The following is a 15,632-nucleotide window of genomic DNA, read 5'->3' as shown; positions in this document are numbered from 1 at the left end:
CGTCAGATAGTGGCGGTGATGCAGAAAAAGCTCTGTTGATCGGAGAGCGGCGTCAGGTTCGACTGAAGCGGCTGGCAGGACTTGCGCGCCATGTCGATCAACCCCAGCCCTGCTCCCCGGGAGCCGTCTTCACGCGGCTTTCTGAGTTGCTGCTTGTAGCATCGCTTGAGCTCGACCGCGTCCATCTCACCGAGTTCCTCGACGGTCGCCATCAGACGCTGGCCATCGGCATGCTCGACCACGTTGCCCGCCGACACCAGATAGTGCCCCTGCTCGCCCCGCGCCACCGCAACGGTGGCGGTGGCCCGCTGTTCGTCATAGCCCATGGCGGTGGCGTAATGGCTGATGTTCTGGGTCATTTCGATGTAGGTCGAGAACACGTCCATCGCCGCCGATGGTGCCGCAGATTCGTTGTTGAGGTAGTTGCGAATGGCCTTGCCGATCTCTTCGATCAGGCTATGGGAAATCGGGCCATTGAAGCTTAGCAGCACGCGCTGTTTGTCGAATTGGTCGCGCAGCGTCAAGAGGTCCATGGAATTCCCTCATCGTGACCGTGGTGAATGTTGGACGTCGCGGACGCGGTGCCGTCCTGCTCGTCCTCGACCGCCGGCTGGAAGCACAGCAGGGTGATATCGTCTCGCTGGTGCGCCTCGCCCTGGAATCGCGCCAGCGCATCCAGGAAGGCCGCGACCTGTGCCCTGGGATCGAGCCCGGCGTGCTCCAGCAGCATGGCCTCGAAACGCCGCCTGCCGAAGCCGAACCCGTGCTCGCCGCCTGCCTGATCCAGGAAGCCGTCACTGCACAGCGTACAGGACCAGCCAGGTACCAGTGCCAACGTTTGATTGGTGAACTCCCCACGACGCTTGAACGCCAGGGCGCGTCGGCCACCGGCCAGTACCTCCAGGCGCTGGCCATCGGTGGCATAGAGATCCAGCTTGGCGCCGGAGAAGGTCAATTGCTGCTGGTCGGCGCCGACCCACACCAGCCCCGCATCCATGTGCGGCGTCACGCCGTGGGCATCGCTGTCGGCCTCGAGCGTGCGGCGAATGCGCCGGTCCATCTCCTCGAGGATACCCGCCGGATTCTCGGGCCCCACCTGGTTGACCGAGTTGTCGAAGGCCGCACGGGCGAGCATGGTCATCAGGGCGCCGGGCACGCCGTGTCCCGCGCAGTCGATGACCCCCAGCAGATAGCCGCGGTCATGACCGAAGTCCCGGAACACGAAGATGTCGCCGCCGACCGTATCCTTGGGACTCCACAGCACGCCGTGCCTTAGCCCGGCGCAGCGTTGCATGTCGCGGCTGGGCAGGATCGCCTGCTGCAATACCCGAGCGCAGTCGAGGGAATCATCGATCTGACGCTTGGCCTCGCTCATCTGCCGATTGGCCAGGGTGAGATCCATGGTGCGCTGACGGATGCGTTCCTCGAGCTCCTCGGTATGGGCCTGAACCTGATCGGCCATGCGCTGGAAATCGCGTGACAGATCGCCGATCTCGTCACCGCGGTCACTGTCGAGCCTGGTGTCATAACGGCCCTGGGCCAGCGCCTGGGCGGATTGACTGAGGCGACGCATCGGGTTGACGATCAGCCGCCGCAGGGCGATCACCACCACCAGCAGCACCACCCCGAGGCTGGCCACCAGGGCGAACATCAGCGGCCACAACCAACGCTTTTCCAGCAAGGTGGCGGCGTAGGGATCGACCGCCGACACCAACCACCAGTCGAGCTCCGGCATGTAGCTGACCGCCACCACTCGCTCCTCACCGGACCACTCGAGGGTGCGGGTCTCTACCTCTCCGCCGCTCTCTCGGGCCGATGCCAGCATCTCGGCGAGGGCCTCGGGATCCTCGACCGCCGCATCAAGCACGCCGCCGCCTTCATCGACCTGGCTCAAGTCGGTCGCCTGGAGCTCTCCGTCCTCTGCCATCGCCAGCACCCGACCTTCGCGGCCGAGCAGGAAGGAAGCCACACCCAACGGCTGATCGTCGAAGCTGCTGGCCAGAAGGCGGTTGAAATTGAGGCCGCCACCGACCATGCCAAGGGGCCCGTTCTCGCCGTCGACGCGAACATTGATCCACACCCGGGTGATGTCCAGCGCCGGACTATAGGCGACCTGAACCCGGGTAGGCGCCCCACTGTCCATCATGCGGAAGTACCAGCTGTCTTCACTGTCACTGCGTGACAGCTGGTTGCGGGGGGCACGGCTCGGACTCATCTTGCCGTCGTTGAAGTAGAACTGGCGGCTGTCGTGATGCACCACAAAGTAGTCGTCACCGTCGAACTGCTGGCGAAATCCCTCGGACTCGGCGAAGAAACGGGCCTTGCGTTCCTCGTTGTCGATATCCGAGAGCCACTCGCGGGTGACCGTCAGATCGCCGAAGCGCCTGGCCAGGGCCAGTTCGGTGGACAGAGGCGTCAGCATGCGCTGGGTATGCAGCTGGCTGTACTGCTCGGCGAAGCGTTGTCCGAAGTGGCGCTCGACGTCCTGAAGCGCGTGGCTGCCGATCCACAGCACCGGCACCAGTGCGACCAGAAAGGACAACAACGGGATAAGTAACGACTTGACCCCCAATCCCAGGTGGCGGCTCATGATGCCTCCTTGGCGAGAATCGACAGGTGTAGAGAGTCTTGCATCACCTTCACTATAAGAATATGCGTATCGACGCATCATGCCATGAAACCCGTATGGCGGCTAATGAAGTGTCTCAGTCTTCTGCTCCGACAGACGCCTCCCCGGACTCGCTTCGCCACGATAAAAAAAGGGCGGCGAGCCAGGCTCGCCGCCCATCAACGATCAGTCACCCGATCGAGAGAGCTCAGCAAAACATCGTGTCGACAGGCAGTCCCGTTTACACCTCGAATCCAAGGCCGAAACTTTCCGCGTCCATCGCCATCAGGCCCTCGGCCCCTGCCTGCATCTGGGCGGCGTGGGTACGGGTGCGCGGCAACAGCCGTTCGAAGTAGAAGCGCGCGGTGTGGATCTTGGCCTGGTAGAAGCTGGCGTCGCTGGGCGAGTCCGCCAGCGCTTCCCGGGCGCACTTGACCGACCGGGCGAACAGATAGGCCAGGGTCACGTAGCCCGAGTACATCAGGTAGTCCACCGAGGCTGCCCCCACTTCTTCACGATCGCTCATGGCCTTCATGCCGATGCCCATGGTCAGCTCGCCCCATTGACTGTTGAGCTTGGCCAGCGGGCCAACAAAGGGCGCCATGGCCTCGTCGTCGGCATTGGCCTGACAGAACTTGTGGATCTCCTTTGTGAAGACCTTCAGGCTCTCGCCCTGGTTCATCAGCACCTTGCGTCCCAGCAGGTCCAGCGCCTGGATCCCGGTGGTGCCTTCGTACAGCCGTGTGATGCGTGCATCACGCACCATCTGCTCCATGCCCCATTCCTGGATAAAGCCGTGGCCGCCGAACACCTGTACCCCTTCATTGGTGGCCTCGAAACCAAGCTCGGTCAGGAACGCCTTGACGACCGGGGTCAACAGGCCCAGCAGGGTCTCGGCCCGCTCGCGCTCCTCGCCGGCCGAACACTGCTCGACCACGTCCACCAACTGGGCGGTATACAGCACCAGCATCCGGCCGCCTTCGGCGATAGCCTTCTGGGTCAGCAGCATGCGCCGCACGTCCGGATGGACGATGATCGGATCCGCGGCTTTTTCGGGTGCCTTGGGGCCCGACAGCGCGCGCATCTGCAGTCGATCCCGGGCGTAGGCCAGGGCGTTCTGGAAGCTCGCCTCGGCGAGCCCCAGGCCCTGGATACCGACCCCGATACGCGCGGCGTTCATCATGGTGAACATGCACGCCAGACCCTTGTTCGGCGCACCGATCAGGTAGCCGGTGGCGCCGTCGAAGTTCATCACGCAGGTAGCGTTACCGTGGATGCCCATCTTGTGTTCGAGAGAGCCGCACACCACGCCGTTGCGCTCCCCCGCTTCGCCCTGGCCATCTGGCAGAAATTTCGGCACCAGAAACAGCGAGATGCCCTTGGATCCCTCGGGTGCATCCGGCAGCTTGGCGAGCACCAGGTGAAGGATGTTGTCGGCCAGATCATGCTCACCGGCGGAGATGAATATCTTGGTCCCGCTGATGCGGTAGCTGCCGTCATCCTGGGGCAGCGCGCGGGTCTTGATCAGCCCGAGGTCGGTACCGCAGTGGGGCTCCGTCAGGCACATGGTGCCGGTCCAGCTCCCCTCCACCAGCTTGGTCAGGTAGACACGCTGCTGCTCTTCGGTGCCGTGGTGTCGCAGCGCGTCTGCCGCCCCGTGGGACAGACCCGGATACATGCCCCAGGCCAGGTTCGAGCCACAGATCATCTCCGACAGCAGCATCGACAGTGACGGCGGCAGGCCCTGGCCACCGTGCTCGGGCTCTGCGGCAAGGCTTGGCCAGCCACCCTCCACGTACTGTCGATAGGCTTCGCGAAAACCGCTCGGCGCCTTGACCTCGCCACCTTCGAGACGACAGCCCTCGCGATCACCGCTCTGGTTGAGAGGCAGCAGCACCTCGCGGGCGAAGCGCGCGCCCTCCTCGAGGATCGCCGCCACCACGTCGGGCGAGACATCATCCCCGGCAGGAAGACGAGCATAATGGCTCGGGTAGTCGAACAGTTCGTCCATCACGAAGCGCATGTCGCGCAGCGGGGCCTGATAGTCGGGCATGGGGCACTCCTGGATTCGGTGGCTGCGCCTGCGATGGACCTCGCCAGGACGCACTTTCAAACATGTGTTTGAAAGTAGCGACGACCGCCCTCTAAGTCAAGCGTTCGTTTCAGGGCAGGATTCACTGCATGCGAATACCGCCATCCAGGCGAATGACTTCGCCATTGAGCATGCTGTTGGTGATGATCTGCTCCGCCAGGCGGGCAAATTCATCGGGCTTGCCCAGCCGCTTGGGGAAAGGCACCGCCTGGGACAGCGCGGCGACGGCATCCTCGGGGATGTCCGCCATCATCGGCGTCTCGAACACGCCTGGCGCGATCGCCATCACCCGGATGCCGTGACGCGACAGTTCCCTGGCGGCCGGCAGGCTCATGCCTACCACCCCCGCCTTGGAGGCGCTGTAGGCGCACTGCCCCACCTGGCCATCGAAGGCGGCGACCGAAGCGGTATTGATGATGACCCCACGCTCACCGTCGTCTCCCGGCGGGTTCTGGCTCATGGCCGCCGCCGCCAGGCGCATGACGTTGAAGGTCCCGACCAGGTTGATCTGCACGGTGCGTGCATAGGCGTCGAGGTCGGCCGGGTTGCCGTGGCGATCCACCAGCTTGGCCACACTGACCACACCGGCGCAGTGGATCACTCCGGCAAGGCCGTCACCGTGGGCCTGGGCCGCGTCGATCACCGCCTGGATGTCATCCGCCGAGGTGACATCGCCCTGCACCGCGATGGCAGCGTCGCCCAGACGTCTGGCCTGGTCCTGCACGCCCTCGCTCAAGTCGCACAGCACGACTCGACCACCGGCGGCCACCAGGCGTTCGGCACAGGCGGAGCCAAGGCCGGAGCCGGCACCGGTGATGACAAAGGTCGCGTTCTCGATACGCATGCGAATTCTCCTGATCAATCATGCAACAAGCCCCGAGCACTCGCTCGGGGCGTAAGGTAAAAACGTCTATCTGGATGCCTGGCCCGACACCATACCGACGGCTCGTTCAGGCCTTTTCGGCGGCATCGGCTCGCAGCTTGAAGCGCTGAATCTTGCCGCTCGGGGTCTTCGGCAACTCATCGACAAACTCGATCACCCGAGGGAAGGCGTGGGTCGACAGGCGCTCTCGCACCTGCTGACGAATTTCGTCGGCCAGGGCATCGCTGGCCTCGAAGCCGTCACGTAACACCACATAGGACTTGATGATCTCGCCGCGGATCTCGTCCGGCTGCCCCACTGCCGCAGATTCCGCCACCGCGGGGTGGGTCAGTACCGAGTTTTCGACGTCGGTGGGGCCGACCCGATAACCAGCGGTGGTGATGATGTCGTCGTCGCGCCCGGCGAACTGGAAGCTGCCGTCCTCGTTGCGCACCACCACGTCTCCGGTCAGGTAGTAACCCTCGGCGAAGGGATGCTTCTCCTGCCAGGTATAGCCCGGGAAGAAGTGCGCCGGCGAGCGCTCGATATCCACCGCCAGCACGCCGGGCTCACCGGGGGGCAACTCCTGGTACTCGGCATCGAGGATCACCAGGCGGTAGCCGGGCATGGGTACGCCCATGCCGCCGATGTGTTTCGGGTGCTCGAGCCGGTGGTGGTTGTTGCAGGTCATGCCGGTCTCGGTCTGGCCGTAGTGATCCATCACCGGACAGCCCAGCGCCGACTCCACCCAGCTCACCACTTCTGTATTGAGCGGCTCGCCCGCTGAACTCGCCGCGCGCAGCGACAGCGTCTCATGGGCATTGTCGAACAGACCCGAGGCCTTCATCAGCCGATAGGCGGTGGGCGCCGCAGCAAAGTTGGTGATGTCATGGCGCTGCATGAAGGCAAGCGCTCCCTCGGCGCTGAACCCCGCCTCGCAGAAGTGGGTGGTGACGCCCAGCAGCAGCGGCCCGGCGATGGCGTAGTAGAGGCCATAGGCCCAGCCTGGATCGGCCATGTTCCAGAAGCGGTCTTCGGGGCGCAGGTCGACGGCAAGTTCCATATACAGCGCAAAGGCCGGCATGGCCGACAGCGGTACCGCCACCCCCTTGGGCTTGCCGACGGTGCCGGAGGTAAACATCTGCAGAAAGGGGGCGTCCGGCGACAGCCGCGGCGGCGAGTCCTGGAGCGCTTCGCTGGCCAAGGCCTCATCCCAGGATAGGTCCTGCGGATGCGTCTCGCTGGCCCCACCCAGCGCCAGCACCGGGGGACAGCTTTCCAGGCCGTCGAACTTGTGACGATTGGCCGCGTCGGTGATGACCAGGCGGGTGTCGGCGCGTCCCAGGCGATAGTCCACCGCATCCGGCCCGAAGGCGGTAAACAGCGGCTGGTACACCGCACCCAGACGCCAGGTCGCCACCACGGCGACCAGCAGTTGCGGCGAACGCGGCAGCATGCAGGCGATACGGTCACCGACACCCAGCCCCCGAGCCGCCATCCAGCCCGCCAGACGCGCGCTTTGCTGGTCGAGCTCACGATAGGTCAACCGGCTCACCTGACCGGCGGTGTCCTCATGCACCAGCGCCAGGACGTCGCCTCTGCCCTGCCCTAGATGTCGACCACAGCAGGCATGATAGGCGTTGAGATATCCATCCTGGTGGTCGTCCAGACGATCGATCACCTGCTGGATGTCGAAGGTCTCGCGATAGCTCTCGGCATCGACGGGCGTGACGTGGCTCATGACGGGCCTCTTGCGTTGTGATTGTTGATGAAGCTCTCCAGGGTGACCCCGGCAGCAATATTCCGTTGACGTAAGCGTCAACCTAGCAAGCGCTAGGGTTGAAGCTAGAGGCTTCAACGTCATGACACAAGCAAGAGTGCGCTAGACCATCGTCTAGGAATACCTCGAAGTACCGCACCGACCGAGCACGACGGACGTGCCCGCGCCCTCGGCGAAAGGATGAACCTCATCGAGGCAACGACAACGCGGGAATGGGAAGAGGAGAACAGCAGAAAAAGAGAAAAGACGAGCAGAACCGACTACCAGGCACACGGCGCGCCCCAGCTTTCCATCACAGCGGGCCGTCGGTACCTTGTCCTCGGCAGATCAAGGACGGCGGGTGATCATCACGACCAGTTCGTGGGCCAGCTGTTCGGGGTCACGCGGTCCGTCCGGGTCGTACCAGCGCACCGTCCAGTTCAGGGCGCCCAGCACAAAGCGCGAAACCAGGGCACGATCGCCGGTGACCAGATCCGCTGCGATGGCGTCATCCAGCACCTCGTTCCACAGCGCCTCGTAGGCGTCACGCAGGTGGGTCAGGTGGTCCCGAGCGCCGTCGTCGAGGCGCCGCCACTCATACAGCGCTACCACGTGGGCGTTGCGGTCGGTCAACAGCGTATCCAGATGGGCCCGCGCCATGGCATGCAGCCTGGACAAGGGGTCGGGCGCACTGTCCTTGAGCGCGGCTCGAGCCAACGTCAAGGCGTTCTGGGTGCCCTCTTCGATGACCGCAGCAAGAATCTCCTGCTTGTCACGAAAGTGGTGAAAGAGGCTTCCTGACTTGATCCCCATTTCCTGTGCCAGCATGCGCACGGTGGTGCGATCGAAGCCTTCCTGGACAAACAGCTGAGCGGCGAGCCGGGTCAGCTCCTTGCGACGGGGCGAGTCATTCATTACATTCATCGACAGTTACACTAGCGCTTGCTTGGTTTCGTTGAGAAAAGCATAGCCCACCCTCGGGGTCAACGTCGTTTGCTGACCTTGTCGTACGCGATTCGCGTCGCGAGCGAAACCCCGGGGACTGAACCACACTGACATCACAGCGCCGTGTCCACGGCCCACACAAACACAACACCTTGCCGCTCGATCGCAGAATCGACATGCAAAAGTTTCAGGAGTCACGCCATGAGTCAGTCCGATATCGTCTTTCTTGCCGCTGCCCGCACCCCCATGGGCGGCATGCTGGGCTCCCTGTCCAGTCAGACCGCCCCCGAACTGGCCGCCTGCGCCATTCGTGCCGCCATCGAGCGCGCCAGGATTCCGGCAGACGCCATCGAAGAAGGGATCTTCGGCTGCGTGCTGCCGGCCGGGGTCAAGCAGGGGCCGGCCCGTCAGGCCATGCGCCAGGCCGGCATTCCCGACCACCGCGGCGCCACCACCATCAACAAGCTCTGTGGTTCGGGCATGAAGGCCACCATGCTGGCCCACGACCTGATCAAGGCCGGCACCGCCGAGGTCATGCTGGCCGGCGGCATGGAGTCCATGTCCAACGCCCCCCATGTGTTGACCAAGGCCCGTGGCGGCTACCGCCTGGGCCATGGCGAGCTCAAGGACCATATGTTCCTCGATGGCCTGGAGGACGCCGAGACCGGCAAGCTGATGGGTGGCTTCGCCCAGGAGGTCGCCAGTGAGCGCGGCTACGAACGCGAGCGCATGGACGACTTCGCCATCGCTTCACTGGAGCGGGCGATGCAGGCCACCGAGGCCGGCCACCTGGCCGCCGAGATGGCCCCCGTCACGGTCTCCAGCCGTCAGGGTGACACCCTGGTCGAGCATGACGAGCAACCCTTCCAGGCTCGCCTGGACAAGATTCGCACCCTGAGGCCGGCCTTTGCCAAGGACGGCACCATCACTGCAGCCAACGCCAGCTCCATCTCCGACGGCGCCTCTGCCCTGATCCTGTCCACCCGGGCAGCGGCAGATCGCCTCGGCGCCACCCCGCTGGCCCGCATGCTTGGCCACAGCACCCACTCGCGCCACCCCAGCGAGTTCACCATTGCCCCGGTGGGCGCCATCGAGTCACTGATGAAGAAACTCGACTGGTCGGTGGACGATGTGGATCTGTTCGAGATCAACGAAGCCTTCGCCGTGGTCACCCTGATGGCCATGGACGATCTGGGACTACCCCACGACAAGGTCAACGTCTTCGGCGGCGCCTGCGCCCAGGGTCACCCCGTCGGCTCCACTGGCTCGCGGATCATCGCCACCCTGATCCACGCCCTGCGCACCAAGGGCGGAAAACGAGGGATCGCCAGCCTGTGCATCGGCGGCGGTGAAGCCACCGCCGTGGCGGTGGAACTGATCGACTGAGGCCGAGAGCTGATCGACTGACGTCGAGACCTGGTTAGCCAACGTCGTAGTCTGAAAGGCAGGCGCGACGCTTGCCTTCCACGCCGATAAGCGGTCAGCATGGCCGGGGGCGCCCACAGGCGCTCCCGGCCATCTTTTTTGACCTCAGGTCTGGATCCACAACAGGACTCACGCATGGAGCGCTCTCGCCTGGCCCTGCCGCTGATCGTGCTGGCACAGTGGTGCGGTACATCGCTGTGGTTCAGCATCAACGGCGTTGCCGCCTCGCTGGGAAGCGACCTCGGCATTCGCGAGGCCGAAATCGGCCACCTGACCCTGGCAGTGCAACTCGGCTTTATCGTCGGCACCCTGACGATCGCCGCCAGCGGACTCGCCGATCGCTACCGTGCCAGCCGCATCTTTCTGAGCGCGAGCCTGGCAGGCGCTCTGGTCAATCTCGCCTTTATCACCGTTGCCGAGCACCACGCCCTCGCCCTGCTGCTGCGCTTCGCCACCGGGCTCTGCCTGGCCGGCATTTACCCGTTGGGCATGAAGCTGGTGATCGGCTGGACCCCGCGTCACACCGGGGCCGCCCTGGCCTGGCTGGTGGGCATGCTGACACTCGGCACGGCCATGCCCCATCTGCTGCGCGGCGCCACCCTGGACCTCCCCTGGGCCTGGACCCTGATCCTGTCCTCGGCCCTGGCGGTGTCCGGTGGCATCGCCGTGGCGCTATTGGGCGACGGCCCGCACCTGCCAGCAAACGCGTCTCGCGCCAGGCTGAAGGATGGCCTTGCCGCCTTTCGTGATCGCCACTTTCTCAGCGTCGCCGGCGGCTACTTCGGCCACTGCTGGGAACTCTACGCCTTCTGGCTGCTGGTGCCCTTCCTGGTCGGCCGTGAGGTCACGCGCCTTCAGGCGCCAGCCGACTGGGCGCCCTGGCTGAGCTTTTCGGTCATCGCCGTGGGGGCGCTGGGCTGCATCCTGGCCGGCGCCCTCAGTCGACGCCACGGCAGCGCCAGCGCCGCCAACCTGGCGCTCGCCACCTCCGGCGCCCTGTGCCTGATCTACCCCTGGCTTGGTCAGGCCAGCCCCCTGTTACTGCTGGGCCTGCTGTACCTCTGGGGCTTCAGCGTCATCGCCGACTCGGCCCAGTTCTCGTCACTGGCCTCGGCCACCGCCCCCAGGGCACACATCGGCGCGACCCTGGCGGTGATGAACGCCATCGGCTTCACCCTTACCCTGCCCGGCATCTGGCTCGGTGCCAGCCTGTGGCAGGAGCACGAACTGAGCGTGCTGTGGCTACTGTTGCCCGGACCGGTGCTGGGACTGTGGTCGATGCGTGGTGTCGCCGCCTACGTCCGCCGCCAGCCTGCCAGTTCCTGACACCAGCCCCCTGACACCAGTCCCCTGCACCTGACCCTGACCCTGACCCTGACCCCAATCCTGACACCAGAGCGGACCACCACGGCTACTGGCCCCGGTTCACAGGTAGTAAAAAGGGAGGCCCGAAGGCCTCCCTTTGCTACCGCGGTGAACGCTACCACGCACGCCTCTCGGCCTAGCCGTAACGACCGGTGATGTAGTCCTCGGCCTTCTTGGTATGCGGGGTCGAGAACATGGTCTTGGTGTCGTTGTACTCGATGACCTCTCCCAGGTGGAAGAACGCCGTGTAGTCGGCGACACGAGCCGCCTGCTGCATATTGTGCGTCACGGTGATGATGGTGTACTGCTGCTTGAGCTTGTCCATCAGGTCTTCGATGGTGGCGGTGGAGATCGGGTCCAGCGCCGAGGTCGGCTCATCCATCAGGATCACGTCCGGCTGTACCGCGATGGCACGGGCGATGCACAGACGCTGCTGCTGGCCACCGGACAGCGAGGTGCCGGGCTGGTGCAGCTTGTCCTTGACCTCTTCCCACAGGCCGGCGTCACGCAGGGCGCGCTCGACCAGCTCGTCCTGGTCGGCCTTGCGGCTGACCAGGTCATGCATCTTCGGGGCATAGACGATGTTGTCGTAGATCGACTTGGGGAAAGGGTTCGGCTTCTGGAACACCATGCCGACCCGACGCCGCAGGGCGACCTCGTCCATCTTGGGCTCGTAGACGTCGCGGCCGTCCATCTCGATCAGGCCCTTGACGCGCACGCTCGGGATCAGATCGTTCATGCGATTCAGGCAACGCAGGAAGGTCGACTTGCCGCAACCGGACGGGCCGATCAGGGCGGTCACGTTCTTCTGGTACAGATCCATGTCGATCGACTTCAGCGCGTGGAAGTCTCCGTACCACAGATTCAGGTCGTTCACTCGAATGCTCAACTCGTGGTTGGCATCCTCGTTGCGAGTGACCGGCTGGCCGGGCTGGTCCTGCTTCATCACGCTTTCTCCGCGCTGGGCAACTTTCATGTTCATGGCAACGTATCCTGTTTGGGGGCCGGTTTACCAGCGCCGCTCGAATTTCTTGCGCAGCACCACCGCGGTGGCGTTGAGCGTGATAAGGATCGACAGCAGCACCAGAATGCCGCCCGACGTCTTCTCGATGAAGGCCCGGTCAGGCTCGCCCGCCCAGGTAAATATCTGTGCCGGCAGCACGGTGGCCGCCTCGGTAAAGGAGTTGGTCACATCGGGGATGAAGGCCACCATGCCGACGATGATCAACGGAGCGGTCTCGCCCATGGCCTGAGCCAGGCCGATGATCGAACCGGTCATGATGCCCGGCAGCGCCACCGGCAGGACGTGATCGCGCACCATCTGCCAGCGTGAGCAGCCGACGCCGAAGGCGGCATGACGGATGGAGTCGGGCACGCTGCGAAGCGCGGTCCGGGTGGCGATGATGATCACCGGCAGGGTCATCAGCGCCAGGGTCAGGCCACCGACCACCGGGGAGGAACGCGGCACGCCGAAGAAGTTGATGAAGATCGCCAGGCCCAGCAGACCGAACAGGATCGAGGGAATCGCCGCCAGGTTGTTGATGTTGATCTCGATCAACTGGGTAAAGCGGTTGTCCGGCGCGAACTCTTCCAGGTAGACCGCCGTCATCACGCCGATGGGAAAGGCTACTGCCAGGGTCACCAGCAGAGTCAGCACGGTGCCCATGGCCGCCGAAGCGATACCGGCGAGCTCGGGCATCTTGGAGTCACCGCTGGAGAAGAAGGTCGAGTTGAAACGCAGCTCGGCCCGCCCATCCTCTTTCAGCCGATCGACCACCGCCATTTCCTTGTTGCTGAGCTTGGCGTGGTGGCCCTTGAGGTACTGGTCCACCTGGCCGTCGGCCAGCACCCACTCCATGCGGGTGGTGCCGAGCAGGTCCGGGTTATCTTCCATGCGACCCGGGATCAGACGCAGATAGCCGCGACTGACCAGCGGGCGGACGTCTTCCTGAACCGCCGCCAGGGGAATCTGGCTGGCCTGCTCGGAGTAGTCCACCTCGACCTGGATCTGGGCCTGCTGGAAGGCCGGCAGCCCCTTGACCAGCATGTCGGCAAAGAACAGCACCAGGAACAGGCCGGCAAGGCCGAGTGCTCCCATGGACGCCCACTTCAGTCGGGCCGACCTGCGGTGGCGAGCGCGGAGCTGGGCGCTGATGTCATCGAAGGATTGTCTCATTGGCTTTGGCTCCACGGCTTACAGGTTGTTGACGCGATACTTTTCGCGGAAGCGACGGATCATGATCACCGACACCAGATTCAGGCTCAGGGTCACCACGAACAGCATCAGTCCGAGTGCGAATGCCGACAGCGTCTCGGCACTGGCGAATTCCTGGTCACCAGTCAGCGCGGCGACGATGCGCACGGTCACGGTGGTCATGTCTTCCAGCGGATTGAAGGTCAGGTTGGGGCGCATGCCTGCCGCCATCACCACGATCATGGTCTCGCCCAGCGCCCGGGACACCGCCAGCAGCGAGGCCGAAATGATGCCCGGCAGGGCTGCCGGCACCACGATGTCGCGAATCATCTCGCCCTTGGTCAGGCCCAGCGCCAGCGAGCCTTCGCGCATACTGTTGGGCACCGAGTTGATGACGTCATCGGACAGCGAGGAGATGAACGGAATGATCATGATGCCCATGACGATGCCCGGGGCCAGGGCGTTGTTGAACGAGGCCTCGAGACCGAAGAACCCGGCCACGGCAACGATGATCGGCGCCACCGTGATGGCGGCGAAGAAGCCGTAGACCACGGTCGGAATGCCGGCCAGCACCTCGAGTACCGGCTTGGCGATGGTGCGCACCTTGGGCGGCGCGAACTCGGCCATGTAGATGGCCGCCAGCAGACCGATCGGAATCGCCACCAGCATGGCGATGAAGGTGATCATGAAGGTACCGGCGAACAGCGGCACCGAACCGAACTTGGCGGCACTGGCCCCTTCCTCGGCGCGACCGGCGGCCTCGAGGAAGCTGGCACCCGGGTTCCAGGTGGTGCCGGTGATAAAGTCCCAGAAGCTCTGCATCTGGAAGAAACGGATCGCCTCGAAGACGATGGACAGCAGGATCCCCAGGGTGGTGAAGATGGAGATCAGGGCCGCGCCGGCAAGAAAGAAGCGGATGACCCGCTCGATCGCCTGACGCGCGTGGAAGTCGGGGCGCACCATCGCCACGCCCAGCACCAGGCCGATGCAGGCGATGACCAGGCAACTGGCCAGCAGCAGCAGCGGCGGAATCTCGGCACCCACGAGCAGCATGATGAAGCCACCCACGGCACCGACTACCAGCGCCGGACCCGCCGTTGACATGACGGTGAACCAGCCGTACTGATCGGGTTGGGCGTACATGGAGGTGCCGGAGGCTCGGACTCTGGCGGCCTTGCCGCGGGCCAGGAAGAAGGCGATCAGACCGAGCAGAAGCAGCGAGCCGCTGAACATCGCCAGGAGTTGATTGGTCTGCATGGGTGTCTCTCGGGGTTCTGTGCTCAAGCAAGCATAGGCTTGCCGGAACGTGTACCGGCCGACACCCGTTGCAGGATGCCGGCCGGCGTGATCAGGACCGTGTCCCTTACTTCAGGTCGGCCAGCTCGAGGGTCTCGTGGTTCTCGACGGCACTGCGAGCCTCGGCGCGCTCGTCTTCCGGCGCCGGGATCAGGCCGATGCCCTTGAGGTAGCCGAGGTCACCGACCATCTGCTCGCTCATGAACATGTTGGCGTACTCGTACATGGCCGGCACGTCTTCGGCGTGCTGGTTCTTCACGTAGAAGAACATGGAGCGAGACACCGGGTACTCACCGCTGCCGATGGCGTCCGGGGTCGGCTCGACGCCGTCGATGCTGGAGCCGATCAGGGTGTCGGCGTTCTCTTCCAGGAAGGAGTAGCCGAAGATGCCGAAGGCATCGGTGTTCTCGGCCAGACGCTGAACGATCAGGTTGTCGTTCTCGCCGGCGTCGATGAAGGCACCGTCGGCGCGCACGTCGGTGTAACCTTCACCGCCGTAGGCCTCCATGTCCTCGGAAACGGCTTCCATCACGAGCTCAGCGAAGGCATCACGGGTACCGGAGGTGGTGGGCGGTCCATAGACGGCGATCTCGCGATCCGGCAGCGAGGAATCGATGTCGCTCCACTTGGTGTAGGGGTTGTCGACCAGCTCACCATCGACCGGCACCTTGGCGGCCAGCGCCAGGAAGATCTGCTCGCGGGTGACGTCCATCGCCTCGTTGTCGCCGGACTGGGCGAAGGCGATGCCGTCATAGCCGATGAAGGCTTCGGTGATGTCGGTCACACCGTTGGCTTCACAGGTCTCGAACTCGGAAGTCTTCATGCGACGCGAGGCGTTGGTGATGTCCGGGGTATCGTCACCCAGACCGGAGCAGAACAGCTTCATGCCGCCACCGGAGCCGGTGGACTCGATGACCGGCGTCGGGAAGTCGGTGGTGGCACCGAACTCTTCGGCCACGTAGCTCGAGAACGGGTAGACGGTGCTGGAACCAACGATACGGACTTGATCGCGGGCTTGAGCGACACCCACCACGCCCATGACGGCGGCGGCGATAGCGGTGGTCTTGAGGATGCGGTTCATGGAGA

12 protein-coding genes are annotated in these 15,632 nt (G+C 64.4%); 2 read left to right on the top strand and 10 right to left on the bottom strand.

Features of this window, described 5'->3' with window-relative positions; all coding sequences use genetic code 11:
- Positions 1-2: 2 nt before the first annotated feature.
- The 6 genes from siaB to C9F12_RS00600 all read right to left on the bottom strand — a co-directional run bounded on the left by siaB (position 3) and on the right by C9F12_RS00600 (position 8,236).
- Positions 3-533 (bottom strand): biofilm regulation protein kinase SiaB, encoded by a 531-nt coding sequence (gene siaB, locus C9F12_RS00625; RefSeq protein ID WP_045993240.1) that lies wholly within the window; start codon positions 531-533, stop codon positions 3-5.
- Positions 521-2,590, bottom strand: a complete 2,070-nt coding sequence (gene siaA / locus C9F12_RS00620; protein WP_162816350.1) for a biofilm regulation protein phosphatase SiaA — start codon at positions 2,588-2,590, stop codon at positions 521-523. Before siaA ends, siaB begins: the two co-directional genes overlap by 13 nt.
- A gap of 259 nt (positions 2,591-2,849) precedes the next feature.
- A complete protein-coding gene (locus C9F12_RS00615; protein WP_108447654.1) occupies positions 2,850-4,661 on the bottom strand; it encodes an acyl-CoA dehydrogenase C-terminal domain-containing protein in 1,812 nt (603 codons plus the stop codon).
- Between the two features lie 121 nt (positions 4,662-4,782).
- Positions 4,783-5,544 (bottom strand): SDR family NAD(P)-dependent oxidoreductase, encoded by a 762-nt coding sequence (locus tag C9F12_RS00610; RefSeq protein WP_045993237.1) that lies wholly within the window; start codon positions 5,542-5,544, stop codon positions 4,783-4,785.
- Between the two features lie 106 nt (positions 5,545-5,650).
- Entirely contained in the window at positions 5,651-7,303 is a 1,653-nt protein-coding gene (locus tag C9F12_RS00605; RefSeq protein ID WP_045993236.1) for an AMP-binding protein, read from the bottom strand.
- 366 nt (positions 7,304-7,669) lie between these two features.
- Positions 7,670-8,236 (bottom strand): TetR/AcrR family transcriptional regulator, encoded by a 567-nt coding sequence (locus C9F12_RS00600; RefSeq protein WP_045993235.1) that lies wholly within the window; start codon positions 8,234-8,236, stop codon positions 7,670-7,672.
- 231 nt (positions 8,237-8,467) lie between these two features.
- On the opposite strand from C9F12_RS00600, the gene C9F12_RS00595 reads away from it, so the two are divergent.
- Positions 8,468-9,652, top strand: coding sequence for an acetyl-CoA C-acyltransferase (locus tag C9F12_RS00595; protein WP_108447653.1), 1,185 nt, complete (start codon positions 8,468-8,470; stop codon positions 9,650-9,652).
- A gap of 174 nt (positions 9,653-9,826) precedes the next feature.
- Positions 9,827-11,017, top strand: a complete 1,191-nt coding sequence (locus C9F12_RS00590; protein ID WP_108447652.1) for an MFS transporter — start codon at positions 9,827-9,829, stop codon at positions 11,015-11,017.
- 175 nt (positions 11,018-11,192) lie between these two features.
- Here C9F12_RS00590 and pstB read toward each other — a convergent pair whose 3' ends face one another.
- The 4 genes from pstB to C9F12_RS00570 all read right to left on the bottom strand — a co-directional run bounded on the left by pstB (position 11,193) and on the right by C9F12_RS00570 (position 15,627).
- Positions 11,193-12,002 (bottom strand): phosphate ABC transporter ATP-binding protein PstB, encoded by an 810-nt coding sequence (gene pstB, locus C9F12_RS00585; protein WP_045993272.1) that lies wholly within the window; start codon positions 12,000-12,002, stop codon positions 11,193-11,195.
- A gap of 63 nt (positions 12,003-12,065) precedes the next feature.
- A complete protein-coding gene (gene pstA / locus C9F12_RS00580) occupies positions 12,066-13,232 on the bottom strand; it encodes a phosphate ABC transporter permease PstA (protein WP_045993232.1) in 1,167 nt (388 codons plus the stop codon).
- Positions 13,233-13,250: 18 nt separating this feature from the next.
- The gene (gene pstC / locus C9F12_RS00575) at positions 13,251-14,507 is read right to left on the bottom strand and encodes a phosphate ABC transporter permease subunit PstC (protein WP_045993231.1); all 1,257 of its coding nucleotides are present in this window, start codon (positions 14,505-14,507) and stop codon (positions 13,251-13,253) included.
- A 106-nt stretch (positions 14,508-14,613) separates the two neighbouring features.
- The gene (locus C9F12_RS00570; protein ID WP_045993230.1) at positions 14,614-15,627 is read right to left on the bottom strand and encodes a substrate-binding domain-containing protein; all 1,014 of its coding nucleotides are present in this window, start codon (positions 15,625-15,627) and stop codon (positions 14,614-14,616) included.
- Between the last annotated feature and the right edge of the window lie 5 nt (positions 15,628-15,632).

The sequence above is a fragment of the Halomonas sp. BN3-1 genome, assembly GCF_003056325.1.
Lineage (GTDB): Bacteria > Pseudomonadota > Gammaproteobacteria > Pseudomonadales > Halomonadaceae > Halomonas > Halomonas litopenaei.
This window is presented reverse-complemented; position numbering and strand designations above follow the sequence as displayed.

Excerpts from the sequence above, each read along its gene's own strand:
- siaB (WP_045993240.1), bottom strand. The coding sequence starts at position 533 with ATGGACCTCTTGACGCTGCGCGACCAATTCGACAAACAGCGCGTGCTG.
- siaA (WP_162816350.1), bottom strand. The coding sequence starts at position 2,590 with ATGAGCCGCCACCTGGGATTGGGGGTCAAGTCGTTACTTATCCCGTTG.
- C9F12_RS00615 (WP_108447654.1), bottom strand. The coding sequence starts at position 4,661 with ATGCCCGACTATCAGGCCCCGCTGCGCGACATGCGCTTCGTGATGGAC.
- C9F12_RS00610 (WP_045993237.1), bottom strand. The coding sequence starts at position 5,544 with ATGCGTATCGAGAACGCGACCTTTGTCATCACCGGTGCCGGCTCCGGC.
- C9F12_RS00605 (WP_045993236.1), bottom strand. The coding sequence starts at position 7,303 with ATGAGCCACGTCACGCCCGTCGATGCCGAGAGCTATCGCGAGACCTTC.
- C9F12_RS00600 (WP_045993235.1), bottom strand. The coding sequence starts at position 8,236 with ATGAATGACTCGCCCCGTCGCAAGGAGCTGACCCGGCTCGCCGCTCAG.
- C9F12_RS00595 (WP_108447653.1), top strand. The coding sequence starts at position 8,468 with ATGAGTCAGTCCGATATCGTCTTTCTTGCCGCTGCCCGCACCCCCATG.
- C9F12_RS00590 (WP_108447652.1), top strand. The coding sequence starts at position 9,827 with ATGGAGCGCTCTCGCCTGGCCCTGCCGCTGATCGTGCTGGCACAGTGG.
- pstB (WP_045993272.1), bottom strand. The coding sequence starts at position 12,002 with ATGAAGCAGGACCAGCCCGGCCAGCCGGTCACTCGCAACGAGGATGCC.
- pstA (WP_045993232.1), bottom strand. The coding sequence starts at position 13,232 with ATGAGACAATCCTTCGATGACATCAGCGCCCAGCTCCGCGCTCGCCAC.
- pstC (WP_045993231.1), bottom strand. The coding sequence starts at position 14,507 with ATGCAGACCAATCAACTCCTGGCGATGTTCAGCGGCTCGCTGCTTCTG.
- C9F12_RS00570 (WP_045993230.1), bottom strand. The coding sequence starts at position 15,627 with ATGAACCGCATCCTCAAGACCACCGCTATCGCCGCCGCCGTCATGGGC.